A 26,761-nucleotide genomic window follows, 5' to 3' on the forward strand; every position below is an offset into this window, starting at 1 on the left:
TTTTCCGACCCTTAACAGCGGGGCTTTTCGGGAGCTTATTTTTTATGGACGCAAGAGTTTTACTCGGTTTCGCGTGGTGTATATTCGTTATTCTTGCGGGGGCGCCCCTCCCCGCGATATCGGCCCCGGCAAGCGACGCTTTCATCGGCGACGTGGCGGCGCAGACCACCCTTGCCGACCCGCAATCGGACTCCCTGACCCGCGAATATATAGTCGAACTGATCGCCGGCGGCTTCCTGCTGGTCATTTTCGCTCTGTTCATCTGGGCCCAGTCGTTAAGACGGCGGGTTAATACGAAGGCGGAGAAGCTGCAAAAGGAACTTCTGAACAAGCAATCCATCAAGGACGAGCTTCAGCATCAACATAACCTGCTGGCCGAAATCAGTTCCCTCGCCAATGTCGGCGGCTGGAAATTCGATAGCGTTACCTCCAAGCTCTCCTGGAACCCGATGATCTACAAGATCTATGAAGTGCCAGACGACTTCGTGCCGAATGTCAAAGCCGCCACGAGCTTTTTCGCGCCGGAGGTGCGGGACCAGGTTCTGGCGGAATTCCGGCAGGGCGTCGCCGACGGCAGCGGCTGGGACATCGAACTTCCGGTGATCACCGCGAAGGGCAACCGCAAATGGGTACGCTCGCGCGGGAAATGCGAAATGGTGGACGGTAAGGTTGTCGCCATCTACGGCGCCGTTCAGGACATCACGCGCCGCAAGCAGGGCGAGAAGGAAATTCAGCGCCAGCGAGATCTCCTCGACCAGGTGGGGGCGCTGGCGACCATCGGTGGCTGGGAAATCGATCTGCGGACAAACGCGCACCGCTGGAGCAAGACGACCTACAAGATCCACGAGCTTTCGAATGATTTCGACCCCAGTGTCGCCAGGGCGGTCGAGCTTTATGCGCCCGAGGCCCGCGACACCATACGGGATACCTACAACCACGCAATCGAAAGCGGCGAAGGCTGGGATATCGAATTGCCGCTGCTCACCGTCAAGGGCAACCGCAAATGGGTCCGCTCCCACGCGCAGTGCGAAGTGGAGAACGGCAAGGTCGTTCGCATCTACGGGCTGACCCAGGATATTACGCGCTACCACGAAGTCGAGAACGAGCTCAAGCAGCATAAGGAAGAGCTGTCGAGCCGGCTGGCCGAAGTGGAATATTCCCGCCAGCAGGTAGAAAAACAGGCGGAAGAACTCGTCACCCTGGCGGAAGAGCAGAATACGCTTCGCACCAAGGCGGAAATCGGCGAGAGGAGCAAGGCCGAGTTCCTGGCGATCATGAGCCACGAGATCAGAACCCCCATGACCGGAATTATCGGCATGACGGATCTGCTGCTCCTGGATAACCTGACGCCCGAGCAGGAGAAAAGAGCGCGGACCATCAAGAATTCAAGCGAGCTCCTGCTGACGATCCTGAATGACATACTGGACCAGTCAAAGCTCGATTCCGGTAAGTTCGAGCTCAGCAATGTTGACATCCGCCTGCCGGAGCTGGTTGAGGAAACCGTCGATTTGCTGCGCGAGAAAGCCGAAAGCAAAGGGTTGGAGATAGAATTTGCACCGCCCGCCACTCTGCCCACCGCGATCAATATCGACGCCTTCCGGCTTCAGCAGGTGATCATCAACCTGATCTCGAATGCGATCAAATTTACCGATGATGGCGTTATCGCCCTCAATATTGAACCGGACCGGACGCCGCAGGGCGACGACCTTTTGCGCTTTGAGGTGACGGACAACGGCATCGGTATTTCCGAGGAACAGAAATCACGGCTCTTCATGCGGTTCGAGCAGGCCGACCCATCGACCGCGCGGAAATATGGCGGTTCCGGACTGGGTCTCTCGATCTGTAAACAGCTGATTGAGCTGATGGGCGGCGACATAGGCGTCGACAGCGACCTTGGAAAAGGCAGCCGTTTCTGGTTCACGGTCCCCTTGCGGCCCGTCGATCTCGGCGAGGAGACGGTCGATACGGAGGCCGATACGGAAATTGAAAGCCGGCCGCTGCATATCCTGCTGGCCGAGGATAACCCGGTCAATCAGACCCTGGTCTCCACCCTGCTGGAACATGCGGGCCATAAGGTGGATATCGTCGGCAACGGGCAGATGGCCGTCGATGCGGTCGCCGAGGGCGATTTCGACATGGTGCTGATGGATGTCCGCATGCCCGTCATGGAGGGACCGGAAGCCACGAAACATATCCGCGAAAGCGGCCATGAGAAGAGCCAGATTCCCATCGTTGCGCTCACCGCCGATGCGATGAAGGAATATATGCCCCGCTATCTCGAAGCCGGCATGAACGCGGTAGAGACCAAGCCGATCCAGCTGGAAAGCCTGCTTCGGACGATCGATACGGTGATGGCGGAGGCCAGCGACGAGGCCGCCGGGTCCCCCGCTGAGGCCGCGCCGGCCGTTGCCGCGCCCAGGGGCGATATTGGCGATGCCCGGAAAATGGCTGAGCTCGGCAAGCTGCTCGATGCCGGCGCGATGGCGGGGCTGGTTGAGGATGCCGCGCGGTCGCTCTCGGGTAACATTGTCCTGATGCGAAAGGGCCTTACGTCGCAAAATGGCGATGACGTTCAGTCCCACGCGCATACGATACGGGGGATGTGCGGCTCGATGGGGGCGCTACGGCTGGCGAAAGAGGCCGCCTATATCGAAGAGAACATCGATGATCTTGACCGGATCGAGGAATTCCTGCCGACATTCGAGGCGACGGCGGAAGAGACCGTCACCTGGTGGACCCAGTTCGTTCCGGCCAAGCAGCGAAAAATCGCCTAGAATTCCTCTTCTTCCTCGTCTTCCAGCGCGTCCTCTTCCGCGCGGGCGAGGTCATTGAAGATACCCGACGGCTCCGTGCTGAGGAGCCCCGCCGCCTTCATTTCATCAAAGCCCGGCAGGTCCTTGATATCGTCAAGGCCGAAATGGATCAGGAAATCCTCGGTAATGCCATAGGTGACGGGACGCCCCGGCGTCCGCCGCCGTCCGCGCGGGCGGATCCAGCCCGCCTCGAACAGAACGTCCATGGTGCCGCGACTGAGCCCGACACCGCGGATTTCCTCGATCTCGGCGCGGGTCACCGGCTGATGATAGGCGACGATCGCGAGGGTCTCAAGCGCCGCGCGGCTGAGCCGGCGGGTGGTCTCGCGCTCCTCCTCCAGCAGCCAGGAAAGGTCCGGCGCCGTCAGGAATGTCCATTTCCCGGCAAGGCGGGTGAGATTCACCCCCTTGTGCCGGTAATGCTCCTCAATCGTCGAAAGGATCGCCGGAATATCGGCGCCCTCCGGCAGCCGTTCGGCCAGCGCCGCCTCATCCAGTGGTTCCTTCGAGGCGAACAACAACGCCTCCGCCATTCGGACATGTTCGGGATCAACAGTCATTCCCCGTTTTTCCTCTTTTTCACTTCAATGGGACCGAAGGTCGCCCCCTGACGGAGCTCGAGCCGTCCCTCCTTCGCCATCTGCAGGCTCGCGAGCAATGTCGAGGCCTGCGCCGAACGGCGGCTGAAGGGATCGGTCAGGTTATCGGGAAGATAGGACATCAGGTCAGTCCAGTCCGGCAGCGAGCCCAGCATCTTCTCCAGCCGGTCGAGCGCCGCCTCCACCGAGAAAACCGCATCGCGCATCAGGCGGAGCGGATTGACGATGCCCTTGCGTTCCTCCTGCGCGGCGTAGGCCTGCAACAACTCCCGGAGCGTACAATCATATTTGGAATGGCGGGTAATCCGGATCGCCTCGGGCCGGCCGCGCTGCAGCCGGTCGCGCCCGACGATGCTACCGTTCATCAGCTTTTCCGCCGCCTCGCGCATCGCTTCGAGTTTTTTCAGGAGAAAGGCGAGCCGGTCGGCCAGTTCCTCCCCGCTCGGCCCGTCGTCTTCCTCCGCCGGTAGCAGCAGCCGCGACTTGAGATAGGCGAGCCAGGCCGCCATCACCAGATAATCCGCCGCCACCTCGAGACGGAGCGAGCGGGCCTGTTCGATAAAGGCGAGATACTGCTCGGCAAGCTGCAGGATGGAGATTTTCAGCAGGTCGACCTTCTGGTCACGTGCGAGGACCAGCAGCACATCCAGCGGCCCTTCATAGCCGTCGAGATCGACCAGCAGCGCATGGGTCGGCAGCGGTATGACATCGGGGTTTTTCCGCCCGGCCTCATCGAAGGATCCGTTATCCATGCCCCCTCCTCCGTTCTGTCGATTTTACGCCCAATTGCATCTAAAAAACTTAGACCACGCCGGCCAGCTTGGCAATCAGATTGACCATATATCCGATGGGCCCGGTCAGCAGCCAGCTGATCGGATCGATTTCCGCGCCGAGCTGGCGGCTGATCATCGGGACAAGGAATATGACGCCGATCAGGATCAGGAAACCATAGCGTTCCAGCCGCGCGAGCGGAATAGCGAGGCGGTCGGGCAGAATACCGACGGCGACCCGTCCGCCATCAAGCGGCGGCAGCGGCAGGAGGTTAAAAACGCCCAGCACCACATTGAGAATAATACCGTTTTTAAAATTGTCCGCGAACCAGTGCAGCGTCGATCCGGGCAGAAAGGCGAGCAGGTGAAACCCGAGGGCGAAGAGAAAGGCGAGCAGGAAATTCATGCCCGGCCCGGCCAGCGCCACCCAGACCATGTCACGGCGCGGATTACCGAGGCGGGCGAAATTGACCGGCACCGGCTTTGCATATCCGAACAGGAACGGCGCCTTCACGAGAAGCAGGAAGCCCGGGATAAGGATGGTCCCCATGGGATCGATATGCTTGAACGGATTGAAACTCACGCGCCCCTGCCGGAGCGCGGTATCATCACCGAGTTTCCAGGCGACATAGCCATGGGCGGCCTCATGCAGGGTGATCGCCGCAAGCGCGGGGACGATCCAGACAGAAATCTGGTAGAGAATATTTGCAAAGTCCATCAGGCGGTTACCCCGGCAAGCAGTTCATCGAGCCGAGCCCGGTCGGCCGTCACGTCGATCGTCGCGGGCGCCTGATCGAAGACGCGGTTGCCAAGTTCGATCCGCGCGCGCGCCTTTTCGGTGAGCGGCGGGCAGGCAGCGGCCACGTCCTTCATTTCCTCGAGCACACCCGAGCAGTGCAGCACAATATCGACACCCGCCGCGAGCGCCGCCCCGGCCCGCTCCGCAAGGCTGCCCGACAGCGCCTTCATATTGAGATCGTCCGTGAGCAGCAGCCCGTCGAAGCCGATCCCTTCGCGGATGATTGTGGTGATCACCGTCTCTGACAGGGTTGCCGGATGATCCGGGTCAATCTCGTCAAACAGGATATGGCTCGTCATCCCCCAGGGCAGCAGCGAGAGCGCCGTGAAGGGCGCGAAATCCGTCTGTTCAAGATCAGGTCGCGCGGCCGTCACATGAGGGAGCTCGTGATGGCTGTCGACCGTGGCGCGGCCATGACCCGGCATATGCTTGATCACCGGAATGATCCCGGCCGTCAGCATCTCCTCGGCGACCACCGCGCCGAGACGCGCGACGACCTGCGGATCCGCCGCGAAGGCGCGATCGCCGATGGCCTCGACCGTCTCCGGCAACCGGAGGTCCAGGCAGGGCGTGCAGTTAACGGTGATCCCCGCCGCCTGCAGGTCCGCCGCAATCAGCCGCGTGGTAAGGCGCAATGCCTCAATCGCGCGGTCGGGATCGCTTTCATACATCCCGCCAAAAAATCCGAAGGGTTTCGCCTCGAACCAGTGCGGCGCGCGCAGGCGCTGCACCCGGCCGCCCTCCTGATCGATGAGCACGGGCGCGTCGGGCCGACCGACCGCCGCGCGCAAGGCTTTCACCAGTTTCCTCAGCTGTTTCGGATCCTCGACATTGCGGGCGAAGAGGATAAATCCGAAGGGCTGTTCCGCCTTGAAAAATTTCTTTTCCGCGCGCGAAAGCGTCAAACCTTCGCAGCCGAAGATCACGGACCGGCAGTCAGATAATTCAGCCGCTGACAACGAGACAATCCTGTTTTTGCGCTTTCAGGTCATTGCACAGCTGCTTCGCGCTATCGCGGTCGCCATAGCTGCCAAGCTGCAGGCGAAAATAGGTTCCCTTATCCTTCACGACCACATCCTCGACCCGGTAGGTGAGACCGGACAGCAGGGATTTGAACTTGGAGGACAAAGTTGAATACTGCTTTTCCGCCGCATCCTGCGAGCGGAAGGAGCCGACCTGAACGCGGAAGACCGGCCCGCCGGACGGCGCCGGCGCCTCGACCTTCTTGGGGACCGGCGCGGCGGCAACCTCGACCTTCTTTTCTTCAACCGTCTCTTCGATCTTTTCCTCGGCCTTCTCTACGGTCTTCTCCACGGTCTTTTCCTCGGCGGCCGGTTTTTCGTCCGCCACCGGCGCCGTCTCCGTCGCCGCTTCGCTCTTGTCCTCGGCGACCGGTTCGTCCTTCGTCGCCTTCTCAACCAGGGCGTCGAGCTTGCTTTCGTCAGCCGCCTTCTCAGCGTCGCTCATCGCGCTCTCCGCGGTTTTTTCCTCCGGCGTCGCATCTTCCGGCGGCGGCATCAGTTTCTCCACCTTCTCCGGCGTCTCGCCCGATTTCAGCACGCTGAACACCTGCTTGTCCTGATTTGGAATATCCATGCCGCCGGGCTCTACCGGCTCTTCCTTGACCGGGGAGGTATCGGCGCTGATGATCGGCGGCGCGAGCTGCACGCCCTTTTTCACGCCCTGGTCATAGGCGTACCAGATACCGATGCCGAAACCGGCAATGATGATGATGGCCAGTGTGCCGCCGATCCATTTCCGGCGGTTGCTGCGGGGCTCGTCTTCGCTCTCGTAATAATCAATTTCGAGGTAATCGTCATCGCCAGTCACTTAACCATACTCCTTTACTCTTTCGACGCCGAGAACAGTCGTCCCGCCATCCAGTATTTTATCCAGGGCGCCCAACAGGGCAAAGCGCGCCGGCCCTTCCGCCGTTTCCGTCAGATAGGCCGACGAAACGGGATGCACCCCTTCAAAGAGCCGGAAAAATAGCAAGGAAAGCGTCTCGAGGAAAGAGGCGAGATAAAAACTGTCTCCTTTGCGCAGGCAAGCCGCCACCGCCGGCGGCCATCCGCAGAGCGCCCGCGCCAATTCCATCTCGACCGGCAGTTTCAGGACCGACATGTCCACCCCGTTATTCGCTCCGGCTTTTGCCTGATTTCCCCCCACCCCGAGCCGTTGCAACATCATTCGCGCATAGGGAATGGCGAATACGGGGTTACCGTAGCTCCTGTCTATGGCCAAAATAGGGCTGAACGCATCGATAAAGCCGGGCGGGTTGGCCAAGAGGGCGAAGCGCGTCTTCTCCTCGGTGCATTTGCCGATGGCCGCCGCGAGCGGAAATCCGGCCGCCTCGCGCGGTGCGGAGGATATCGGCTCTACCCTGCCGCCCGTGAGCGCCGCCAGCCGTTCCAGTGCCTCGAGATTGGCCTGATCGCGGTAGCTGTAGAGGTCGATGACCGCCGCCGGGGCGGGAATTTCAGCACAATCCACCGCTAAATCCTCGAGCCCGTAACGGACGCCCTCCATAAGGATCAGCGAGACCTGGCGGCCCCAGAAATCCGCCGAATACCGGATATTGATATAGCCGTTCTGCTCGAGCCGGACTTCTTTGATCCCGGGGAGCGTCTCAAACCCCGAAACGAGGTTTTTTGTCGCCCGGTCAAAATCAATATTTTCCATTGATTTCAATAAAATGGCGGCGTTTGTTGAAAGATCACCCAAATGCCGCGCCTTCGGCGGACGCAGGCGGACATCCCGGCGCACCGCCGCCTTCGCCCCGGGCGAGAGACCCTCAAGCGCCTCCAGCGCTGAAAACAGCGCGTTCCGGGCCTCGGTTAGATAGCTGATGGACATGGGATGGTTTACATTTCCGGACGGTCAATTGACAAACATGCTTAGGATTAATACATCATTTGATGTATAGTCTCTATAACGAAGGCGGCGCGCATTCGGCATATGGGTATGAAGTAGATGTCTGTCATGGATAAAATGGAACCACCGGTGAAGCTGTCGGAATCGGCGGCCGACCGGATCAACGCGATTGTCGAGGAGATGAATTCCGACAAGAAGATGCTGCGCGTCGCGGTCAATGGCGGCGGCTGTTCCGGCTTTCAGTACAGCTTCGATCTGGAGGATACGCAAAATCCCGACGATGTGGTCGTGACCAACAAGGGCGCGACATTGTTGGTGGACCAGCTCTCGCTGATGTATCTCGCGGGGTCGGAAATCGATTTCGTCGATGACATGATCGGCGCCTCCTTCCAGATCAAGAACCCGAACGCCACGGCCTCCTGCTCCTGCGGGTCCTCATTTGCCATTTGACCCGTCGGTCAAAGATGCTAGAAAAAAGGCCCGGTTTTCACCGGGCTTTTGTGTGTGACGAGGGGTCGGGATGAAGATAGCCAGCTGGAACATCAATTCGGTGAAGGCGCGCCTGCCGCGGCTTGTCGATTATCTGAAAGACTACGCCCCCGATGTGCTCTGCCTTCAGGAACTGAAGGTCATTGATGAAAACTTCCCCCGCCTGGAGGTGGAGGAGCTCGGCTATAATGTCGAGACCCATGGCCAGAAAACCTATAACGGCGTGGCGATCCTCTCCAAATCCCCGATCGAGGATGTGATGCGCGGCCTGCCCGGTGACGATACCGACGAGCAGGCCCGCTATATCGAGGCGACGGTGAACAATGTCCGCATCGCCTCTATCTATCTGCCGAACGGCAACCCGACCGACACGGAAAAATTCCCCTACAAGCTCGCCTGGATGGACCGGCTGATCACCCGCGCGAAATATCTTCTCACGCTGGAGGAGCCGACGGTGCTCGCGGGCGATTACAACGTGATCCCTCAGGATGAGGATTGCTACGATCCCAAGGCCTGGGAAGGCGACGCCCTCACCCGCCCCGAGAGCCGCCACCGCTTCCGCCAGCTCCTCAATCTCGGCTATGCGGACGCCTATCGCGCCTTCACGAGCGAGGTGAATTATACCTATTGGGATTACCAGCGGGGGGCTTGGGCCAAGGATCACGGCATCCGCATCGATCATCTCCTCCTCTCCCCGCAGGCCACGGACCGGATGGAACAAGTCGGTATCGACAAGGGCCCGCGCGGTCAGGAACGCCCCTCCGACCATACGCCGATCTGGGTGGAACTCTCGGATCTGGGGTAAAAAATCTTAACAATTTCCGGCTATGCTGCCTGCATCCATCACTCGCGATGAGGCATGCCAATGGGCCGGTATGGAAATATTGAGCTGATCACGGAAGACGAAGCGCGGCAAAGCCCGTCGCTCTTTACCGCGAAGATGTCCTGGAAGGGGCATTTTATCGTCGCGATGTTCCTGCTTGGATGGTCGGTAATTTTCCCGTCGTTTCTGGGGATGAATGGCCTGTTCAGCATAGGCGACAGCCTTTTCACAATGGTCTTTTCAAGCTTTGTCTGGTTCATCTGCAGCGCCACCGTTTTGATCTGCACCCTGGTTGGACTCATCTTTCTTTTCTCCGCCCTGGCCGCCATGCGGGACAGCAACTGGACGCTCCGCGCGGCGCCGGAGGGGCTCTATCTCAAGCTCCGGAATTACAGCGATTACCGGCTCAATCCCGCCGATCCCATCGTCGCCTTCATCCCCAGGCGGGAAATCCGCGAGCTTCGCTTTGTCACCGCAAAGACGCGGATGATCGGCGATAAGGAAATTCCTGAAGATGGAACGCTGCAAAAGGAGGAGAGCCTCGAAATCCTGCTCTACGGCGGCGATCTTGGCGAGATCGGCGCGGCGCTGGAGGCGGAACGCGCCCGCACCGGCCCGACCCTGATCAAGGGGATCACGGCGCGGGCAAAGGGCGCGGCGCTTCAGTTGATGGCGGAGACCGGCGTGATCCGCGTCGACTGGACGACGCGCATGACCCGCCTTCAACCCAAGATCGGCAAGGCGCGCGAGGTTCTGACCGGCCTTTACATCACCGGCGGGCGGCAGGAGCCCGACGAAGCGCCGATCCGCGACCTTTCACCGGAGGAGCAGGACGCGCGCCTTCGCGAGATGGTCCGCCGCGGCGACAGGATCGATGCCACCAGCCTCGCACGCGACCTCCACGGCCTATCGCTCACCGAAGCGCATCAGTACCTGAAAAGTTTGTGAGGGGCGGCAACTTTCAACGGCCTAACCTATCGTCGCCTTCATCGCGTCGTAGTATTCTTCAAGCGCCTCTCTCACCCGGTCACATTCCGTCAACCCGGAGACAATATCCCAGCCGGTGTAATTTGAAAAACGGGCATAGCCACGGTCAAACTCCGGATCCCCAGCGAACTTCTGCGTGAAAGCCAGAATAATTTTATTGTCTGCGCCACTTCCGCGAAACTCCGTACAAACCTCGCTATAGCTTACAAACGATCCAAGGTTATATAAAAGCTTTTCGGGATCAGCATTCGATTGCTCCGTCGCGGCGCTCTCACCTTTCTCCGGCGAACCCTGACAGGCGGCGAGGAGAAAAAAAGCTGAAAGCGTGACAAGGAAGATGCGCATTAAGTATCCTTAAAATTTTCTACGATACGTATTAGTAGCTGAGACGGACATTGCGCCCCGAAAGAGAGATTTTTCCTGCGGCCAAGCTGGCTTGATATTTTGTAGTCGTCTTGACACAAGCAGAGTCCGCATTGAGTAGGCGTTCTTGCGGAAGAAGGAATTTTGTCGAGACAATTTCGTCGCCATCAATGGTGATTTTGGCATATTTCAGCCATTCGGCCGTCAAATCCTCTTCCATACCGTCGCTTTTTATGTAAAAGCCGCATATTTGAAGGTAGCCATCCTTTTCCGACCGTTGAATGTAAATATCGGTTTTCGACCCACCAAATGTACCTGCCCAATTAATCTGAATCGCCTCGAAGCTCTTATCGAACTTCCGATGGGTAATTGGTCCAATCGTGTCCGTCGTTGTGCAGCCAACGATCAACAAGACACCGCAAAGGAAAAGAAAACAACGGCGAAACATGAGTCCCCCTCAATTTCGAAATAAATTCGCGTAAATATTGATATGTATTTCAACCATTAAAGGTGGGGTGTCGCCCCGGGTCAAGGAAATTATCGGGTAACCGGCGCGAGAATGGCGCGTTAACCATAAAAAAGCCCGCCGGGGGTTCCGGCGGGCTTTTTGAAGGCGGGAGGGCGCGCTTAGCGTTTCAGCTGACCCACATCGCGGACGGCGCCTCTTGCGGCGCTGGTGGTGAGAGCGGCATAGGCGCGAAGCGCCTGCGAGACCTTGCGGGCGCGCGGCTTCGTCGGCGCCCAGCCGGCGTCCCCTTTCGCGTCCATCCGGATCCGGCGGTCGGCCAGTTCCTCCTCGGAGATGCGCAAATTGATGGTCCGGTTCGGGATATCGATATCGATGATATCCCCCTCCTCGATGAGGCCGATCGCCCCGCCTTCCGCCGCCTCCGGGGAGGCATGGCCGATGGACAGGCCGGAGGTGCCGCCGGAAAAGCGCCCGTCGGTCAGGAGCGCGCATTGCTTGCCGAGACCCTTCGATTTAAGATAGGAGGTCGGGTACAGCATTTCCTGCATGCCCGGGCCGCCCTTCGGTCCCTCATAGACAATCACCACCACGTCACCGGCGACAATCTTGTCCCCGAGAATGGCCTCGACCGCGGCGTCCTGACTCTCGAACAGGCGCGCAGGACCGGAGAATTTGAGGATGCTCTCATCCACGCCCGCCGTCTTCACGATACAACCATCCAGCGCAATATTCCCGTAGAGAACGGCAAGGCCGCCGTCCTTCGAATAGGCATGGTCTTTCGAACGGATACAGCCCTTCTCGCGGTCCGTATCCAGGCTGGGGTAGCGCTTCGACTGGCTGAACGCCTCCGTCGTGCGGACCCCGCCGGGGCCGGCGCGGTAAAATTCCTGCACCGTGTTGCTGCGGGTTTTCACGACGTCCCACAGCTCGATCGCTTCGGCCATGGTGGGGGAATGAACGGTCGGCACATTGGTATGCAGAAGGTCGGCGCGGGACAGCTCGCCCAGCAGGCCCATGATGCCGCCGGCGCGGTGCACGTCTTCCATGTGATAGTTTTGCGTCGAGGGCGCGACCTTGCAGAGGTTCGGCACTCGGCGGCTCAGGCGGTCGATATCCTTCATGGTGAAGTCAACCTCCCCTTCCTGCGCGGCGGCAAGGAGATGCAGCACCGTGTTCGTCGAGCCGCCCATGGCGATATCGAGCGACATGGCATTCTCGAACGCCTTGAACGACGCGATCTCCCGCGGGAGCAGGCCCGGCTCGTCCATCTCGTAATGGCGGCGGGTGATATCGACGATGGTGCGCGCCGCATCGAGGAAGAGCTGCTTGCGGTCCGCATGGGTCGCCAGCATGCTTCCGTTTCCGGGCAGCGCGAGGCCCAGCGCCTCGGTCAAACAGTTCATGGAATTGGCGGTGAACATGCCCGAGCAGGAGCCGCAGGTCGGACAGGCGGAGCGTTCGACCTCCGCCACCTGTTCGTCGGTGACGTTCGGATCGCCCGCCTGGATCATCGCATCGATCAGGTCGAGGCCGATCTCCTTGCCGTCGGCCATGCCCTTGCCGGCCTCCATCGGGCCGCCGGAGACAAACACCGTCGGGATATTGAGCCGCATCGCCGCCATCAGCATGCCGGGCGTGATCTTGTCGCAATTGGAAATGCAGACCAGCGCATCGGCGCAATGGCCGTTGACCATATATTCCACCGCATCGGCAATCACTTCGCGCGAGGGCAGGCTGTAGAGCATGCCGTCATGGCCCATGGCGATGCCGTCATCGACGGCGATGGTATTGAATTCTTTCGCCACGCCGCCGCATTTCTCGATCTCCCGCGCGACCATCTGGCCCAAGTCTTTCAGATGCACATGACCGGGCACAAACTGCGTGAAGCTGTTGGAAATGGCGATGATCGGCTTTTCGAAATCGCCATCTTTCATACCGGTGGCGCGCCAGAGCGCCCGGGCGCCCGCCATGTTACGTCCCTGCGTGGTGGTTCTTGATCGATACTGGGGCATTTCGCTCTCTTTCATTAAAACTATGGCTTCTAGTTAATACGATCCGTCGCCAAGGACAAGCGCAAGCCCGGAAAACCCGACTGCCGCTGAATTTTTTTTCACATAATTCTACTTATACTTGTTTTTAGGTTAGATTTTACCATTTATAAGGTTATTTGAATATTGATCAGCATGAGGCGCCATAACAATGCAATGTGAAGGAATAACGCGCGCGGGCGAGCGCTGTCGAAACAAGGCCCTGGACGACGAAATTTTCTGCGAGGTTCATTTACGGGTAAACCGGACCTATAACCTTGCGCTGCTGGTCCCCTTCCTGACGACGCTGCTGCTTTGTTATTTCTTCCTGTTCGGCCTGTTCTTCGAGACGCTCCACTACGGAATTTTCGATCTGCATTACCTGAAATATGCTGGCCTCAGCGACTTTTTCATCAGCATGCTCCGAAACGGCGGCGTGCTGACCATTGTTGTTCTGAAGGCCTGGATTTTCTACACCGCCATCCTCGCCGTCATTTTCGGCCTCTGGCTGATCGTCAAGGTCGTGATGGTTACCTCCCACAAGCATCTGAAGCCGGTGCGGCGGATGAAGATCATGGGGCTCAGCCTCGGGATATTCATCCTCAACGTGCTGCATATGTTCGTGGTCCTGCTGCCGAAGCGGAACCGCAAAAATCCGTCGCAGATCCTGATTGGCCGGGAACATCTGGCGCTCTCCCTGCATCGTCACCGGCGCGCGCTCGGCGAAGGGTCGGGGCCGGATCCCGCCGACATCGCCCGCGATATCTACCGCCGTTTTCTCGCCGTCTGCACCTTCAACAACCACCGCTTTTTCGTCACCATCCTGGTGCTGGTCGTCGCCTCGACGGGATCAATCCTCTATGCCGGATATGACGCGCGCAAGATGCGCGAATGCATCATCATGGTCGCCGACAGGAAAATCCTGCCGGCCGCAGCCGATCCGTCGGCGACGCTCTACCCCGCGCTCAATATGTCGAACCTCTGCCAGAGCGACCTTGCCGATCTTCCCGATGATGTCGATGTATCCTCAAAATTCCGCCGCAGCCTGACCAGTTTCTTCCGCTTTCCTGTCGTCAATCTGAAGCAGGGAGAGGCGGCGGCGCCGGTTCTCTACCTCGGCTCCACCGCCCGGTTTGAGCTCTTCTTCAACGGCAGCACCCGCCTGCCCTTCGCCGTGCCCGTGCAAAATCTCGGACCGCTCTTCGATCAGGGGAACGATGAGGAAGACAGCCGCTTCGCCGCCATTGAAGGAAAAATCGACAGCATCGAGAAACTCGCGCGCGAGAATAACGAAACCATCGCCACGCTCGGCAAATCGATGCAACAGCGCGAGGAAACGGATACCGCGAACCTCAAGCTGAAACTGGAAGCCCTGGAACGGAGCGCCGCGAAATCCGAGGCCGCGCTCGACAATCTCGAAGAAGGGCTCGGCCGGGTCTCCTATGCGCTGAACGAGGTCGAGCTTGACCACACCAAGCGCATCGTCGCGACGATCCCGGATTATTGCTGGGATCTCTCGCCGCATATGGTGGTGACCTTCAAGACCGGCTCGACCCGGGTGACGGGGGCGGATACGCAAGATCTCATCCGGCAGCTTGCCACGCGCTATGCCGGCGGCGGCAGCCGGTTTATCGTCATCTCCGGCCATTCGGACCCGAGTGGATCGAGTTTCGACAACTACCGCCTGTCCCGACAGCGGGCGGCGGCGGTCACCAACCTGATGCTGGAGGCCGGTCTGGAGAAAACCGCGCTCTATATGATAGGCCGGGGTGAGGACAACAGCAGTAGCCTGCCGCAACGGCGGGTCGAGATCCGCGACTGCACGAAACCGGACTAGGCGCCCGGCGCGCCTAGCTCACCTGCTTTTCCTTGCCCGACCAGTAGGGCTTGCGTAGCTCCGTCTTCAGGATCTTGCCAGCACCCGAGAGCGGTAGCGGATCGGTCACGAAATCGATGCTGCGCGGGCATTTGAACCCGGCAATCAGGCTATGGCTGAATTCGATGATCTCGGTCTCCGTTGCGCCCTTGCCCTCATGCAGGCGGACGACCGCATGCACCTGCTCGCCCCAGGTTTCGTGCGGGATACCGATGACGGCGCATTCGGCGACCGCCGGATGCTGATAGACCGCGTTCTCGACCTCTGCGGAATAGACATTCTCGCCGCCGGAGATGATCATGTCCTTCACCCGGTCGACGATATAGACGAAGCCCTGCTCATCCATATAGCCGCCATCGCCTGAATGCATCCAGCCGCCTTTCAACGCCTCCGCCGTCTGTTCGGGCTTGTTCCAGTAGCCGAGCATGACATTGGCGCCGCGCACGCAGACCTGACCGACGGTGCCGGGCGGCACTTCCTCGTCATTTTCATCGAAAATCCGGACGTCGCCCGCATAGATCGGCCGGCCCGCCGATTTGAAGCGGCCCGCGTTCGGCCCCTCCAGCACATGGAATTCCGGCCCGGTGAAGGTGACCAGCGGCGCGCATTCGGTCTGGCCGTAGGCATGGGTGAAGCCGGCCTCCGGCAGGACCTCGAGCGCCTTCATGATCACCGCCTCCGGCATGGGCGAGGCGCCATAGATGATGTCCTTCAGGCTCGACATGTCATAATTGGCGATCTCGGGATCATTAACCACCATATTGACCATGGTCGGCACCAGCAGCGTATTGGTGATCCGGTATTTTTCCACCGCCTCCATGGTGCCCTTCGGCGTAAAGCCCGGAATGAAGACATGCACGCCGAGACCCATGGTGGTGCCGAAGACGGCGGCGCCGTCGGCGATATGGAACATCGGTGCCACATGCAGCCAGCGCGCATCCTCCTTGAAATTGAAGCAGGGCATGGCGTTCAGCGTATTGACGACAAAATTCGTATGGCTCAGCATCACGCCCTTGGAGACGCCGGTCGTGCCGCCGGTGTAGAACAGCCCGGCAAGATCGTCATAGCCTCGGCCCGCATCCGGCACCGGTTCATGCGCCGCCACCAGTTCCTCATAATTCAGCATGCCGGCGGGCGTGTCGCCATCGCCGATATAGATCACCTCCCGCAGCGAGGAGACGCGCTTTCGAAGTTCCGGCACCGCCCCGGCAAAGGCATCGTCGACGAGCAGGATTTCGGATCCCGAGTCGTTCAGCCAGTAGGCGAATTCCGGCACCGCGAGACGCGTATTCACCGGCACGAACACCCCGCCCGCCCAGGGCGTCGCATAATAGAATTCGAGATAGCGATCGGAGTTGAGCGCGAGGATCGCCACCCGCTCCCCACCGGTAATGCCGTAACCGCGGAGCGCGCCCGCGAATTTCTGCACCCGCAGCGCAAATTCCTTGTAGGTCCGCTCGCGACCCGCACAGATGGTCGCGAGGCAGTCCCCCTTGGTCTGGACCGCCCGCGTCAATAATTGTGAAATAAACATTCCCTGCTCCCTGTCTGCTTTTTTTATGAAGTATTAGAGAAATCGCGCCGAAGGTAAAGACCATGCCTTCTAATCAACCGAATTAATTGCGCCGGACAGGGCGGCCCGCGCGAAAAAGATTGGATATTGTCTCCCCCGCCAACTTGCGCCATTGTGAGGCAGGCGTAAATTTCAATAACAACAGGGCTTTATGTCACATATCACCGTAAAGGAAGCAGAAGACTTCTATACCAACAGCTTCGCCCCCTGGATCAAGGCGATGAATATCAGCATCGTCGAAATCGGCGAGGACAACGCGACGCTCCGTATCCCCGCCTCGTCCGATCTGAACCGGCTTGGCGGCATGATCTGCGGTCAGGCGATCATGGCGCTCGCCGATACCGCCATGGTCTTCGCGGTCGCCGCCAATGCGGGCGGGTTCGTTACCATGACCTCGGTCAACATGGCGACAACCTTCCTGCGCCCGGCTGAGGGCGAGGAAATGTTCGCCGAGGCGCGGGTTATCAAGACCGGCAAGCGGCTGGTTTATGGGGAAGTCAGTCTGCATATGGGCAATGCGGCGAAACCCGTCGCCCATGTCACGACGAGCGTGATGCTGCTGTAGCCGGCGCTATTTCCGGAACAGGGACCCCTGCCGGTGATCGTCGATCAGGCGGTCGGAGGGTTCGGGGCTCGCAAGGCGGATGCGCTGCTGCCTCGGCGCGTCGTCCCGGTCGTAGACATCGTCGTAGAAATCGCGGCCCGTCGCCGCCATGCGCACGACCTTCTCCGTCTCCGCGCCGAAACTATGCCGCGCCGGGCGGAACCCCTGCGCCAGCAGCGAATGATAGTGCCAGGCGTTGTAGACGAAGATGAAAACCGGGACGGAGAATCCCAAGGTCGCGATATTCACCAGCGACATGCCGATAAATCCAAGGACATGCCCCCTGTAGAGGGCGGGGAACGGCCCGAAAAACAGGCAGGTCCAGGAAATGCCCGTATAGGCAATTGCCCGTTTACGGGTTTGCGGCTCGATCATCGGAATAGCGTAGGCCATGATTGCCTCCAAAGCAGAAAATCCGCCGCTCCCGGGCTCATCCTTGGCCGCTCGAGCCCAAGTGTTACGGCGCGTATCTCCTTCGATAAGAGGTAGCAAGAATTTCTTTACAAAATCTTGCGAACCGCCTGCAATTTGACGAAAGTTTTAGAGACCACGCGCGGCGGAATCAAAATTTCGTTTGATATCAGTCTCTTATGAAAGGCCGCCGAAAATATGACTTTTTCTTGGAGTCTTTGAGGATTATCCGCCGTGACCGTCAGTCGTACCCGGGCGGCGGGGTGAAGCCGCCAAACGCCTCCTCGATCAGCTGGCAGAGCTTGAGCGAGGTCTTGTCCTCCCCATAGGCCGCGACCGCCTGCAGTCCGACGGGAAGGCCGCCGGGCGTGATCCCCGCCGGCACCACGGTGGAGGGCAGATCGACCATATTCGGATAGCCCGCCCAGAACATCTGATCGGTGCTCGGCTGCAAATTGCCGTTGATATCGATCATCCGGTCCTGCCGCTCCCCCTTCTGGTTCTGCGGGAACGCCGGTCCGGCGGCGGCGGGACAGATGAGGATGTCCCATTCCCCGAAAAATTCCTGCCATTTCAGGGCCATGAGTTTTCGCTCGTTATTGATGCGCAGCCATTCCTTGTGCGGCAGGGTCCCGGCGCGCGCCATCAGGGTGAGGTAGCTCTTATCATTCGGATCGGCCTCGGCGACGATCTTGCGAAAGCGCGCGAGTTGCTCGTCGGAAAGCGCGCCCGACGTTGCCGCCCGCAGCAGCAGGATATAGGTCTCATAAGCTGCCGCGATGGGGATATCGGGCCGCGCCGTACGGCTCACCCGTGCGCCTTCCGCTTCCAGCCTGTCGGCAATCTTGTTCAGCGCCGCCTGATAGTCGTTATCCACATCGAAGCCTTCGGCACTGGTCATCACGGCGATGCGGAAATCCTTCAAATGCCGGTGCCGCGCCGGTTTCAGCCGGAGCGTCCAGGCGGCATTCTGCGGGCTTCCCGCCCCGGCCATGACATCGAGCGCGACTTCGAGATCGAAGGCGGACCGCGCAAGCGGGCCGAGCACGGCAATATCGCTGTCCGCGACGATCCCCGGCGGCTTCTGGCCATGGCCCGGAATAATGTTATAGGTCGGCTTGTGGCCGCAGACGCCGCAGTAATGGGCCGGATTGCGGATCGAGGCGCCGATGTCGGAGCCCGTCTCGATGCCCGAAAGACCCGCCGCCAGCGCCGCCGCCGAGCCGCCTGAGGAGCCGCCCGGCGTCAGGCCGAGGTCCCAGGGGTTGTTGGTGGTGCCATAGATATCGTTGAAACTCTGCCAGTCGGCGAGCATGAAGGGCACGTTGGTCTTGCCGAAGATATTCGCGCCCGCATCCAGCAGCCGCTGCACACTCAACGCGTTTTTTTCCGGGTAATGGTCCTTCCAGGCCGGATTTCCCCAGGTCGAGGGACTGCCGACAAAGTTATAGGATTCCTTGATCGTCATCGGCACGCCATGCAGCGGGCCCAGCACATCGCCCCGGATGCGCGCGGCATCGGCGGCGCGCGCCCGGGCCCGCGCGCCCTTTTCGTCCATCCAGATCACGGCGTTAAGATCGCCGTTATATTTACCGATGCGCGCCAGATAATGATCGAGCAATTCCTCCGCGCCGATTTCACCGGAGGCGATGCGCGCCGCCTGCTCAACGGCGGAGGCAAAATGTATGGCTGTCATGTCGGGGTCCCTCCCTGGACTGGAACCGGTTTGCGCCCGGTTTCTCATTTACGGTTTTCGCCCATGAAGTCTAAAGCGTTTTAAACCCCCCGCTCAATCAAAATTTTTGGCGCTTGAGATTGCAGCAGGAAATCCGCTATATGATCCTGGGGGACGAGATTATGTCGGCTGCGATGCAAACGACTGGAAACGGGGGATCACAAGTAGAGTATGTCCGATACGTCATTACGGCTTCGCGGGTCGATTACGCTTCTAATTATTTGCAATATTCTGGCGCTGGTTTTGCTGGTCACGAACCTGACCGGCCTTTACGACACCGTCTGGCAGGCCATCGATACCCGCGTCTTTCGCGCCCTTAACGGCACCATAGGCCCGGACTCCGCACTTACTCATTTCTGGGGCTGGACGAACAGCAAGACCTTCGATCGCACGACCTTCGTCGTCATGATGGGGTTTTGCGTCTATCTGGTGATGTCGACGGAGAGGCCGAACCGCATTGCGGCGACGGCGAAGATCATCGCGATCGGCCTGCTGATCGCGATTGCCGTCGGCTTCTCGAAGAAGGTGCTCGGCGGATTTTTTCACCCGAGCCCCGGTTACCTGCTCACCGACTATTACAATGTGAATGATTTCATCACGGGCTATACGGTCAAGACCACGACCGACCATTCCTTTCCCGGAGATCACGCAATGACCAGCGCGCTGTTTGCGGGCGGGGTGATCCTGCTGTTCCGCGGGCGGATCTACGCCATGGCCTTCAGCGTCCTGTTGATTTTTATTGTCTGCCTGCCCCGGATGGCCGGTGGCGGCCACTGGTTCACCGACGTTATCGTCGGCGGCGGCGCGGCCTGCCTGATCCTGCTGCCCTGGCTTGTCGTCAGCCCCTATGTCGCCTGGGTGGAACGCGCCTTGAGCTGGGGATGGGGCAAGGTCCCCGCGCTCATTCGGAAATAGCCGGACGCGCAAACGCGCCCGTCCATCTCCTAAAGCTCCGCGAGGCGGGCCGCCGCATCCTTCAGCTTGGCGAGCTGGGTTTCGGCATCGGCGAGCTTCGCCTTTTCCCCCGCGACCACATCGGCAGGCGCGTTGGCGACGAACTTCTCGTTCCCGAGTTTCTTGTTGAGCCCCGTCATATAGCCAGACAGCTTGCCAATCTCTTTCTGAAGGCGGGCCTTCTCCGCATCGAGATCCATGGCGCCCGCGAGCGGCAGGATAACCGTCGCGCCCTTATGGACGAACTGGAGCGCGCCCTTCGGCACCTCCGCATCCGTCGCGTAAGATTCGAGCCGGGCCATTCGGGCGATGATATCCCAGTGCTTCTCAAGCCGGGCCTTATCCTCCGCGCTGCCGTCATTGAAGATGAGCGGGATTTTCGCGCCGGCCGGAACGTTCATCTCGCTGCGCACACCGCGAATGCTGGTGATCAGCTCCTGCACCCAGTCCATCTCCGCCGTGGCGGCTGCAAAATCCGCGTCCGCCGGATAGACGGGCCAGTCGGCAACGATCAGGTCCGATTTCCGCGTGGCGGCGACGCTGCCCCAGAGCTCCTCGGTCACGAAGGGCATGAAGGGATGCAGGATTTTCAGGATCTGGTCCAGCACCCAGGCCGCCGTTGCCTGCGTTTCCGCCTTGTCATTGCCCTGGAACGGCAGTTTCGCGAATTCCAGATACCAGTCGCAGAAGACATTCCAGGTGAAGGCGTAGATGGCGTTCGACGCATCGTTGAAGCGATATCCCTCGATCGCCGCGCGCACTGCGCTTTCGCATTTCACCGTCTCGCCGACAATCCACTGGTTGATGGTTTCCTTGACCGCGAAGGGATCGAAGCCTTCTGGAACGGCACAGTCGTTCATCTCGCAGAAACGTGCCGCATTCCAGAGCTTGGTCGCGAAGTTACGATAGCCCTCGACCCGCTGTTCAGAAAGGCGGACATCGCGGCCTTGCGCCGCACTGGTGGAGAGGAAGAAGCGCAGCGCATCGGCGCCATATTTATCCATCAGGTCCAGCGGATCGACCACATTGCCCTTGGATTTCGACATCTTCGCGCCCTGCTCATCACGGACCAGCGCATGGATATAGACCGTGTGAAACGGCACTTCTTCCATGAAATGCAGGCCCATCATCATCATCCGGGCGACCCAGAAGAAGATGATATCAAATCCGGTGACGAGCGTATCGGTCGGGTAATAGCGGGCAAGCTCCGGCGTCTTGTCGGGCCAGCCCAAGGTCGAGAAGGGCCAGAGCGCGGAGGAAAACCAGGTATCGAGAACGTCATTGTCCTGAGCGAGCTCTTCCTTGCGGCCATAATGCGCCTCGGCGGCGGCAAGGGCCTCTTCCTCCGTTTCCTCAACGAAGATCATGCCGTCGGGACCGAACCAGGCGGGAATGCGATGCCCCCACCAGAGCTGGCGCGAGATGCACCACGGTTGGATATTGCGCATCCAGTCGTAATAGGTGTTGGTCCATTTCTCGGGCACGAATTTCGTCTTGCCGTTCTCCACCGCGCGGATGGCGGGCTGGGCCAAGGTCGCCGCATCGGCGAACCACTGATCGGTGAGCAACGGCTCGATCACAACGCCGGAGCGGTCGCCATAGGGGACCGTATGCGGATGATCGTCAATTTTCTCGAGCAGGCCGAGGCTTTCCATCTCGGCGACGACTTTTTTCCGCGCCTCAAACCGCTCCATGCCCTGATATTCTTCCGGCACCGCGTCATTCAGATGCGCGTTCTCATCCATGATATTGATCACCTCAAGACCGGCGCGTTTGCCAACCTCAAAGTCATTGAAATCATGGGCGGGGGTGATTTTCACCGCGCCGGAGCCCTGCTCCGGGTCCGCATAGTCATCGGCAACAATCGGAATGCGCCGCCCGACGATGGGCAGGATCGCAAACTTGCCAACCAGATCGGTATAGCGCTCATCTTCGGGATGAACGGCAATGCCCGTATCACCCAGCATGGTTTCAGGCCGCGTCGTCGCGACGGTGATGGAGCGCCCCTCCTCCCCCTCGACCGGATAGCGGAAGTGCCACATATGGCCGTTGACTTCCTTCTGCTCGACCTCGAGATCGGAAATGGCGGTGTGGAATTTCGGATCCCAGTTGACCAGCCGCTTGTCGCGGTAGATCAGCCCCTCTTTATAGAGCTGGACGAACACCTTGCGGACGGCCTTGGAGAGGCCTTCATCCATGGTGAAGCGTTCGCGGTCCCAGTCACAGGTCGCGCCAAGGCGTTGCAGCTGCTGGAAAATCTGTCCGCCGGACTGGTCTTTCCATTCCCAGACCTTGTCGATGAATTTCTCGCGGCCGAAATCGTGGCGGGTTTTTCCCTGCTCGCCCAGCTGGCGCTCGACCACCATCTGGGTCGCGATGCCCGCATGGTCCATGCCCGGCTGCCAGAGCACGTCTTTTCCCCGCATCCGCTCAAACCGGATCAGCACATCCTGCAAGGTGTTATTGAGCGCATGGCCCATATGCAGGCTGCCCGTCACATTCGGCGGCGGGATGACAATCGTGTAGGTATCGTCGGATTTGGCGCGTCCACAGGCGAACGCCCCCTGCTCCATCCATTTCGAATAGAGCTTTCCCTCGACCTCGTCGGGTCGATAAGATTTGTCCAGCATCGCTGAACCTTCCTTTATTTATTCGTCGGCAAAATTTCGGGAGTAATATAGTCGGCTCACTACCCGGGAGGAAAGACTTTAATCGTCGTCGTCCGCCCGGTCAGCGAGCTTGCTCACTTCGCGCTCGACGATGCGCTGCACGATCTGGGGGAGGTTCTGATCGAGCCAGTCTTTCAGGATCGGCCGGAGCATATCCTTGACCATTTCTTCCAAAGTCGCATTCTTACCCATCTGCAATCCTCGTGATGAAGCAACAGCGCCGGCCAGGCTAGCGAAGGCCGTTGTCGTTGCGGCAATAGTGGGGTCAGCCAGCAGGCTGCTCGATGTGCGGGCGGCCACTTCTTCCGCCGTTTCCGGTTCCGTTACCGGTTCTTCTTCTACGTCCGGTTCGGGTTCCATCTCTGGATCCGCTTCCGCCTCAGGCTCCTCTTCGGCCTCAACGGCGAGTTCAACCGCTTCCTCCTCCACTTCCTCGTCGAGGGTGAGCGCCTCCTCCTCATCGACCTCATCGGTCAATTCCAGAACATCCTCTTCCGGCTCGGGTTCGGGTTCAGGCTCCGGCTCCGGTTCGGGCTCCGGCTCGGCGTCAGCTTCCGCTTCTATTTCCGGAGCCTCGTCCTCGGACATTGCCTCGGTTTCCTCTTCGGCGTCTCCGGCGGCTTCGACAGCGTCCGCTTCCTGGCCTTCGCCTTCCTCTTCTCCGTCTTCAGAGATAATACGACGGATGGAGGCGAGTATCTCTTCCATCGTCGGCTCTTGTTCTGTCGTTGGATCGCTCATCGTCAATTCACCATTGAAACCGGGGGCCTAGATCACGAAAGGCGCGTGATACATTGCAAAATCACTCTTCCGATCGACTATGGCCGGTTTGATTTAATTATTTCTTAATCCAATCCGCCATCCGTACCGAACCATTTGTTGCGGACCCTCTCATAGTTGGTCGCTGGATCGTAATATTCGACATCGAGGTTGAGGTCACGGGCGTTCAGCTTGCCGATCGCGGCCAGAACCGAATAGATCGCCACATACTGATCACGCCGGGCGGTCACAAGGTCTACCTTGCTCTGCAGGAGTTCCTGCTCCGCGTTCAAGACATCTAGCGTCGTGCGCGAGCCAACCTGGGCTTCCTGCTCAACGCCTTCCAGCGCGATGGTGTTGGCGCGGACCGCCTCTTCATTCGCACCGATGCGCGAGCGGGAGGTTTCCAGAAGCTCCCATGCCTGGATCACTGATTCCCGAACCGCGCGAACCGTTTCCTCGATTTCCTGCATCCGCTGGCTGTTGACCTGACGGGCCTGACGGACCTGGCTGTAGACCGAGCCGGACTGATAGAGCGGCACGGTCAGCACCGCGCCGATGCGCGCTGTGTCATTGCTGGTGTTCGCGCCGGAAAGTTCCTTGCCGGTCGACAGGCTGCCGTTCACTTCAACCGAGGGCAGCAGCTGGCCGGAGGTGGCGCGAATATCATAGCGGGAGCTTTCCTCGTTATATTTCGCAGCTTCGATATCCGGGTGGTTATCAAGGGCGATCGCCAGTGCCGCCTCTTCCGACTCCGGGAAGTCGGCGGGCACCAAAGGGTCCTCTAGCGCCTCCGGGGCACGGCCGACGATCCGTTCGAAATTCGCCCGGGTCGAGCGGAGATTACCTTCGGACTGGATCAGCCGGGAAATTGAATCGGCAAGACGGGCCTGCGCCTGGGCAACGTCGGTACGGGTGATTTCCCCGACCTGGAAGCGGTCATTCGCGGCCTCCAGCTGGCGGCGCAAAACCACCGTGTTGTTCTGGTTAAGCTCAACCAGCGCCTCATCGCGCAGCACATTCATATAGGCTTCGACGGCGGACTGGAAAATTGTCTGTTCCGCGGAAAGCAATCCGGCGCGGGCCGCCTGAACGGTCGCTTCGGCGGATTTGGTCGAGGCGACAGTCTGGCCGCCGGAATAGATCGGCTGCGAGACAATCAACGCCGCTTCGCGGGGATTGGTGTCCTTGCCCGCGGTCGTCACATTGGTGTCGTTATGCTGCGCGGCTACCTCGCCGGTCGCATAAACCTCGGGACGCCACCCGGACAGAGCCTGCGGAACATTTTCATCGACGCTCCGGACATTGGCCCGCCGCGCCTGCAGGGTCGGGTTATTTTCATAAGTTGAAGCCAGCGCATCCTGCAACGTCTCGGCGCTTGCCAGAGACATCGGCATCGTCACGGCTAAGACGGATGCAACGGTCAAAACTACTTTTTTCATTAAACTCGCCTCTCGAACCCAAATTAGGCCGCTCAGAAATTAACCATAGTCGAATTTAATCCCGATACCGGAATCAATCAACAATTTTAAAAAAATCATATAATTGACGACCGATATTGAAACCAAATCCGCGTTTATCGCGCCACGTCCGGTCGTTATTTCAGCCAGACGTGGCAAATTTGTGACGGTTGCGGCCTTTCCGATCAGAATTCGAACGGCGCGGCAACCATCAGATCGGCCAACGGCGGCACCGACGCGTCAAAGGCGGCGCGCGGAAAGAAATCGCCGCCCTGCCGGCGGTAGACGGTCGCGACCCCCGGGTTGGACCCCAGCACGCAGATCAGGCGCCCCCCCTCGGCCAGCTGATCGAGCAGGCTTTGCGGCACCGTCGAGATCGATCCGTTGATATGGATAACGTTATAGGGTCCCTGCTTGGCATTCCCCTCGGCCAGCGCCCCCTCGACGACAGCGACGTTATCGCATTCCAGACGGCTCAGGATCTCGCTTGCGGTCTCGACCAGCGCCGGATCGCTCTCGATGGCGACGACGGCCTGCGCGAGAAAGCCGAGCACGGCGGAGGAATAACCGGTCCCGCAGCCGATATCGAGAACGACATCGGTGGAGCCGATATCCGCCTCCTGCAGCAGGCGCGCAAAAACCCGCGGCTCGACGACGAACCGTCCCGGCGCCACTTCCAGATCCTCGTCCAGATAGGCAACACCGCGCAGCTCCTTGGGCACGAATTCCTCGCGCGGCACCGTATTCATGGCGTCCGCCACCCGGTCATTCGTAATCCGGTTCGGTCGCAGCTGGCTCAGCACCATGTGACGGCGCGCCTCGGCGAATTTTTCAGAGATCATGATTTTCCGATCACCCCCTAATGCAAACTCCCGTGGTTATACTGAATAACCTCCCCCCAGCGCAAGACATAAGGTCAGCGGACGACGCACCGTCCGCAATCGCGCCTCGCGGCCTAAAAGGTAAAATCGGGCAAGGATTTGAAGGCTTCCTTCAGCGCCTCCCCCCAACCGGTGGAAATCTGGTTGTAATAGGGATCATCAAGGGCGATGCGCTGTTCGCGGGCAACCTGGAAGCTGTCATTCTCATAAACTTGGAGATCGAGCGGCAGCCCGACCGACAGATTGGCTTTTATGGTCGAATCAAAGGACACCAGCATCAGCTTCACCGCATCCTCGAAGCTCATGTCCGGATCATAGACACGGACGAGAATGGGCCGGCCGTATTTCGTCTCGCCGATCTGGAAGAACGGCGTCTCCGCCGAGGCCTCGATGAAATTCCCCTCGGGGTAAATCATGAAAAGGCGCGGATCGCTCCCCTTGATCTGGCCACCGACGATCAGGGTCGCGTTGAAGGAGGAATCCGCCTCCTGCCCCTCGAAGCTGTTGGTGTGGATTTCCTCGCGCACCGTCTCGCCGACGAGCCGCGCGACCTGAAACATCGACGGCGCCTCGAGGATGGACGGCTTGCGGTCCGCCGGCGCCTTCGAGCGTTCATCGAGCGTGCTGATAATCGCCTGCGTCGTCGCCAGGTTGCCCGCCGTCATCATGGTGATGACCCGCTCCCCCGGAATGACCCAGCTATGCATTTTCTTGAAAACCGAAATATTGTCGACGCCGGCGTTGGTACGCGTGTCCGACATAAAAACGAGGCCCCTGTTGAGCCTCAAGCCGACACAATAAGTCATTTCCTTTACGTCAGTCCCTG

The 26,761-nt window shown here is 59.6% G+C and carries 24 protein-coding genes; 7 read left to right on the plus strand and 17 right to left on the minus strand.

Annotated elements, in window-relative coordinates; genetic code table 11:
* The first annotated feature begins 44 nt into the window (after positions 1-44).
* Entirely contained in the window at positions 45-2,774 is a 2,730-nt protein-coding gene (locus tag GQF03_RS03015) for a PAS domain-containing hybrid sensor histidine kinase/response regulator (RefSeq protein ID WP_161337696.1), read from the plus strand.
* Here GQF03_RS03015 and scpB read toward each other — a convergent pair.
* Genes scpB through GQF03_RS03045 form a run of 6 tightly spaced genes read right to left on the minus strand, consistent with a single transcriptional unit; the run spans position 2,771 to position 7,837 of the window.
* Positions 2,771-3,373 carry an SMC-Scp complex subunit ScpB gene (gene scpB / locus GQF03_RS03020; RefSeq protein WP_161337697.1) on the minus strand — a complete coding sequence of 201 codons (603 nt, stop codon included), beginning with the start codon at positions 3,371-3,373 and terminating at the stop codon, positions 2,771-2,773. The two genes, GQF03_RS03015 and scpB, sit on opposite strands and share 4 nt — an antisense overlap.
* Positions 3,370-4,164, minus strand: coding sequence for a segregation and condensation protein A (locus tag GQF03_RS03025; protein WP_161337698.1), 795 nt, complete (start codon positions 4,162-4,164; stop codon positions 3,370-3,372). The genes scpB and GQF03_RS03025 overlap by 4 nt, the downstream gene beginning before the upstream one ends.
* A 49-nt stretch (positions 4,165-4,213) precedes the next feature.
* Positions 4,214-4,900, minus strand: coding sequence for a site-2 protease family protein (locus GQF03_RS03030; RefSeq protein ID WP_161337699.1), 687 nt, complete (start codon positions 4,898-4,900; stop codon positions 4,214-4,216).
* Positions 4,900-5,940 (minus strand): beta-N-acetylhexosaminidase, encoded by a 1,041-nt coding sequence (nagZ, locus tag GQF03_RS03035; RefSeq protein WP_162858407.1) that lies wholly within the window; start codon positions 5,938-5,940, stop codon positions 4,900-4,902. The genes GQF03_RS03030 and nagZ overlap by 1 nt, the downstream gene beginning before the upstream one ends.
* Positions 5,927-6,811, minus strand: a complete 885-nt coding sequence (locus tag GQF03_RS19090; RefSeq protein ID WP_161337700.1) for an SPOR domain-containing protein — start codon at positions 6,809-6,811, stop codon at positions 5,927-5,929. The genes nagZ and GQF03_RS19090 overlap by 14 nt, the downstream gene beginning before the upstream one ends.
* Positions 6,812-7,837, minus strand: a complete 1,026-nt coding sequence (locus tag GQF03_RS03045; RefSeq protein WP_161337701.1) for a DALR anticodon-binding domain-containing protein — start codon at positions 7,835-7,837, stop codon at positions 6,812-6,814.
* A 126-nt stretch (positions 7,838-7,963) separates the two neighbouring features.
* Between GQF03_RS03045 and erpA the strand changes: the two genes are divergently transcribed.
* The 3 genes from erpA to GQF03_RS03060 all read left to right on the plus strand — a co-directional run bounded on the left by erpA (position 7,964) and on the right by GQF03_RS03060 (position 10,115).
* Positions 7,964-8,305, plus strand: a complete 342-nt coding sequence (erpA, locus tag GQF03_RS03050; RefSeq protein WP_240958694.1) for an iron-sulfur cluster insertion protein ErpA — start codon at positions 7,964-7,966, stop codon at positions 8,303-8,305.
* Positions 8,306-8,375: 70 nt separating this feature from the next.
* The gene (gene xth / locus GQF03_RS03055; protein ID WP_161337702.1) at positions 8,376-9,149 is read left to right on the plus strand and encodes an exodeoxyribonuclease III; all 774 of its coding nucleotides are present in this window, start codon (positions 8,376-8,378) and stop codon (positions 9,147-9,149) included.
* A 60-nt stretch (positions 9,150-9,209) separates the two neighbouring features.
* On the plus strand, positions 9,210-10,115 hold the full coding sequence (locus tag GQF03_RS03060) for a hypothetical protein (protein WP_161337703.1): 906 nt from the start codon (positions 9,210-9,212) through the stop codon (positions 10,113-10,115).
* Between the two features lie 21 nt (positions 10,116-10,136).
* Here the strand turns inward: GQF03_RS03060 and GQF03_RS03065 are convergent, their stop codons facing one another.
* The 3 genes from GQF03_RS03065 to ilvD form a co-directional block, all read right to left on the minus strand.
* Entirely contained in the window at positions 10,137-10,499 is a 363-nt protein-coding gene (locus tag GQF03_RS03065) for a hypothetical protein (protein ID WP_161337704.1), read from the minus strand.
* Between the two features lie 31 nt (positions 10,500-10,530).
* Positions 10,531-10,965, minus strand: coding sequence for a hypothetical protein (locus tag GQF03_RS03070; RefSeq protein WP_161337705.1), 435 nt, complete (start codon positions 10,963-10,965; stop codon positions 10,531-10,533).
* Positions 10,966-11,144: 179 nt separating this feature from the next.
* On the minus strand, positions 11,145-12,998 hold the full coding sequence (gene ilvD, locus GQF03_RS03075; protein ID WP_161337706.1) for a dihydroxy-acid dehydratase: 1,854 nt from the start codon (positions 12,996-12,998) through the stop codon (positions 11,145-11,147).
* Between the two features lie 187 nt (positions 12,999-13,185).
* On the opposite strand from ilvD, the gene GQF03_RS03080 reads away from it, so the two are divergent.
* Entirely contained in the window at positions 13,186-14,850 is a 1,665-nt protein-coding gene (locus GQF03_RS03080; protein ID WP_161337707.1) for an OmpA family protein, read from the plus strand.
* 13 nt (positions 14,851-14,863) lie between these two features.
* Here GQF03_RS03080 and GQF03_RS03085 read toward each other — a convergent pair whose 3' ends face one another.
* A complete protein-coding gene (locus GQF03_RS03085) occupies positions 14,864-16,423 on the minus strand; it encodes a long-chain-fatty-acid--CoA ligase (RefSeq protein ID WP_161337708.1) in 1,560 nt (519 codons plus the stop codon).
* 190 nt (positions 16,424-16,613) lie between these two features.
* Between GQF03_RS03085 and GQF03_RS03090 the strand changes: the two genes are divergently transcribed.
* Positions 16,614-17,027: a PaaI family thioesterase gene (locus tag GQF03_RS03090; protein ID WP_161337709.1), complete on the plus strand. Its 414-nt coding sequence runs from the start codon at positions 16,614-16,616 to the stop codon at positions 17,025-17,027.
* A gap of 6 nt (positions 17,028-17,033) precedes the next feature.
* Here GQF03_RS03090 and GQF03_RS18725 read toward each other — a convergent pair whose 3' ends face one another.
* The gene (locus GQF03_RS18725) at positions 17,034-17,459 is read right to left on the minus strand and encodes a hypothetical protein (RefSeq protein WP_194237074.1); all 426 of its coding nucleotides are present in this window, start codon (positions 17,457-17,459) and stop codon (positions 17,034-17,036) included.
* A 259-nt stretch (positions 17,460-17,718) separates the two neighbouring features.
* Positions 17,719-19,173, minus strand: coding sequence for an amidase (locus GQF03_RS03100; RefSeq protein ID WP_161337710.1), 1,455 nt, complete (start codon positions 19,171-19,173; stop codon positions 17,719-17,721).
* A 210-nt stretch (positions 19,174-19,383) separates the two neighbouring features.
* Here GQF03_RS03100 and GQF03_RS03105 point away from each other — a divergent pair, with 210 nt between their 5' ends.
* Positions 19,384-20,127, plus strand: coding sequence for a phosphatase PAP2 family protein (locus GQF03_RS03105; protein WP_161337711.1), 744 nt, complete (start codon positions 19,384-19,386; stop codon positions 20,125-20,127).
* 29 nt (positions 20,128-20,156) lie between these two features.
* Here the strand turns inward: GQF03_RS03105 and GQF03_RS03110 are convergent, their stop codons facing one another.
* The 5 genes from GQF03_RS03110 to GQF03_RS03130 form a co-directional block, all read right to left on the minus strand.
* Positions 20,157-22,796: a valine--tRNA ligase gene (locus GQF03_RS03110; RefSeq protein ID WP_161337712.1), complete on the minus strand. Its 2,640-nt coding sequence runs from the start codon at positions 22,794-22,796 to the stop codon at positions 20,157-20,159.
* Between the two features lie 78 nt (positions 22,797-22,874).
* On the minus strand, positions 22,875-23,576 hold the full coding sequence (locus GQF03_RS03115; protein WP_161337713.1) for a DUF2497 domain-containing protein: 702 nt from the start codon (positions 23,574-23,576) through the stop codon (positions 22,875-22,877).
* Positions 23,577-23,680: 104 nt separating this feature from the next.
* Positions 23,681-25,036 carry a TolC family outer membrane protein gene (locus tag GQF03_RS03120; protein ID WP_161337714.1) on the minus strand — a complete coding sequence of 452 codons (1,356 nt, stop codon included), beginning with the start codon at positions 25,034-25,036 and terminating at the stop codon, positions 23,681-23,683.
* 203 nt (positions 25,037-25,239) lie between these two features.
* Entirely contained in the window at positions 25,240-25,896 is a 657-nt protein-coding gene (locus GQF03_RS03125; RefSeq protein WP_161337715.1) for a protein-L-isoaspartate O-methyltransferase family protein, read from the minus strand.
* Between the two features lie 113 nt (positions 25,897-26,009).
* On the minus strand, positions 26,010-26,741 hold the full coding sequence (locus tag GQF03_RS03130) for a proteasome-type protease (RefSeq protein ID WP_161337716.1): 732 nt from the start codon (positions 26,739-26,741) through the stop codon (positions 26,010-26,012).
* Positions 26,742-26,761 lie beyond the last annotated feature (20 nt).

The sequence above is a fragment of the Sneathiella chungangensis genome (genome assembly GCF_009882935.1).
GTDB classification, from domain to species: Bacteria; Pseudomonadota; Alphaproteobacteria; order Sneathiellales; family Sneathiellaceae; genus Sneathiella; species Sneathiella chungangensis.

Coding starts and splice junctions, on each gene's coding strand:
- GQF03_RS03015 (WP_161337696.1), top strand. CDS start 45: ATGGACGCAAGAGTTTTACTCGGTTTCGCGTGGTGTATATTCGTTATT.
- scpB (WP_161337697.1), bottom strand. CDS start 3,373: ATGACTGTTGATCCCGAACATGTCCGAATGGCGGAGGCGTTGTTGTTC.
- GQF03_RS03025 (WP_161337698.1), bottom strand. CDS start 4,164: ATGGATAACGGATCCTTCGATGAGGCCGGGCGGAAAAACCCCGATGTC.
- GQF03_RS03030 (WP_161337699.1), bottom strand. CDS start 4,900: ATGGACTTTGCAAATATTCTCTACCAGATTTCTGTCTGGATCGTCCCC.
- GQF03_RS03045 (WP_161337701.1), bottom strand. CDS start 7,837: ATGTCCATCAGCTATCTAACCGAGGCCCGGAACGCGCTGTTTTCAGCG.
- erpA (WP_240958694.1), top strand. CDS start 7,964: ATGGATAAAATGGAACCACCGGTGAAGCTGTCGGAATCGGCGGCCGAC.
- xth (WP_161337702.1), top strand. CDS start 8,376: ATGAAGATAGCCAGCTGGAACATCAATTCGGTGAAGGCGCGCCTGCCG.
- GQF03_RS03060 (WP_161337703.1), top strand. CDS start 9,210: ATGGGCCGGTATGGAAATATTGAGCTGATCACGGAAGACGAAGCGCGG.
- GQF03_RS03065 (WP_161337704.1), bottom strand. CDS start 10,499: ATGCGCATCTTCCTTGTCACGCTTTCAGCTTTTTTTCTCCTCGCCGCC.
- GQF03_RS03070 (WP_161337705.1), bottom strand. CDS start 10,965: ATGTTTCGCCGTTGTTTTCTTTTCCTTTGCGGTGTCTTGTTGATCGTT.
- ilvD (WP_161337706.1), bottom strand. CDS start 12,998: ATGCCCCAGTATCGATCAAGAACCACCACGCAGGGACGTAACATGGCG.
- GQF03_RS03080 (WP_161337707.1), top strand. CDS start 13,186: ATGCAATGTGAAGGAATAACGCGCGCGGGCGAGCGCTGTCGAAACAAG.
- GQF03_RS03085 (WP_161337708.1), bottom strand. CDS start 16,423: ATGTTTATTTCACAATTATTGACGCGGGCGGTCCAGACCAAGGGGGAC.
- GQF03_RS03090 (WP_161337709.1), top strand. CDS start 16,614: ATGTCACATATCACCGTAAAGGAAGCAGAAGACTTCTATACCAACAGC.
- GQF03_RS18725 (WP_194237074.1), bottom strand. CDS start 17,459: ATGGCCTACGCTATTCCGATGATCGAGCCGCAAACCCGTAAACGGGCA.
- GQF03_RS03100 (WP_161337710.1), bottom strand. CDS start 19,173: ATGACAGCCATACATTTTGCCTCCGCCGTTGAGCAGGCGGCGCGCATC.
- GQF03_RS03105 (WP_161337711.1), top strand. CDS start 19,384: ATGTCCGATACGTCATTACGGCTTCGCGGGTCGATTACGCTTCTAATT.
- GQF03_RS03110 (WP_161337712.1), bottom strand. CDS start 22,796: ATGCTGGACAAATCTTATCGACCCGACGAGGTCGAGGGAAAGCTCTAT.
- GQF03_RS03115 (WP_161337713.1), bottom strand. CDS start 23,576: ATGAGCGATCCAACGACAGAACAAGAGCCGACGATGGAAGAGATACTC.
- GQF03_RS03120 (WP_161337714.1), bottom strand. CDS start 25,036: ATGAAAAAAGTAGTTTTGACCGTTGCATCCGTCTTAGCCGTGACGATG.
- GQF03_RS03125 (WP_161337715.1), bottom strand. CDS start 25,896: ATGATCTCTGAAAAATTCGCCGAGGCGCGCCGTCACATGGTGCTGAGC.
- GQF03_RS03130 (WP_161337716.1), bottom strand. CDS start 26,741: ATGACTTATTGTGTCGGCTTGAGGCTCAACAGGGGCCTCGTTTTTATG.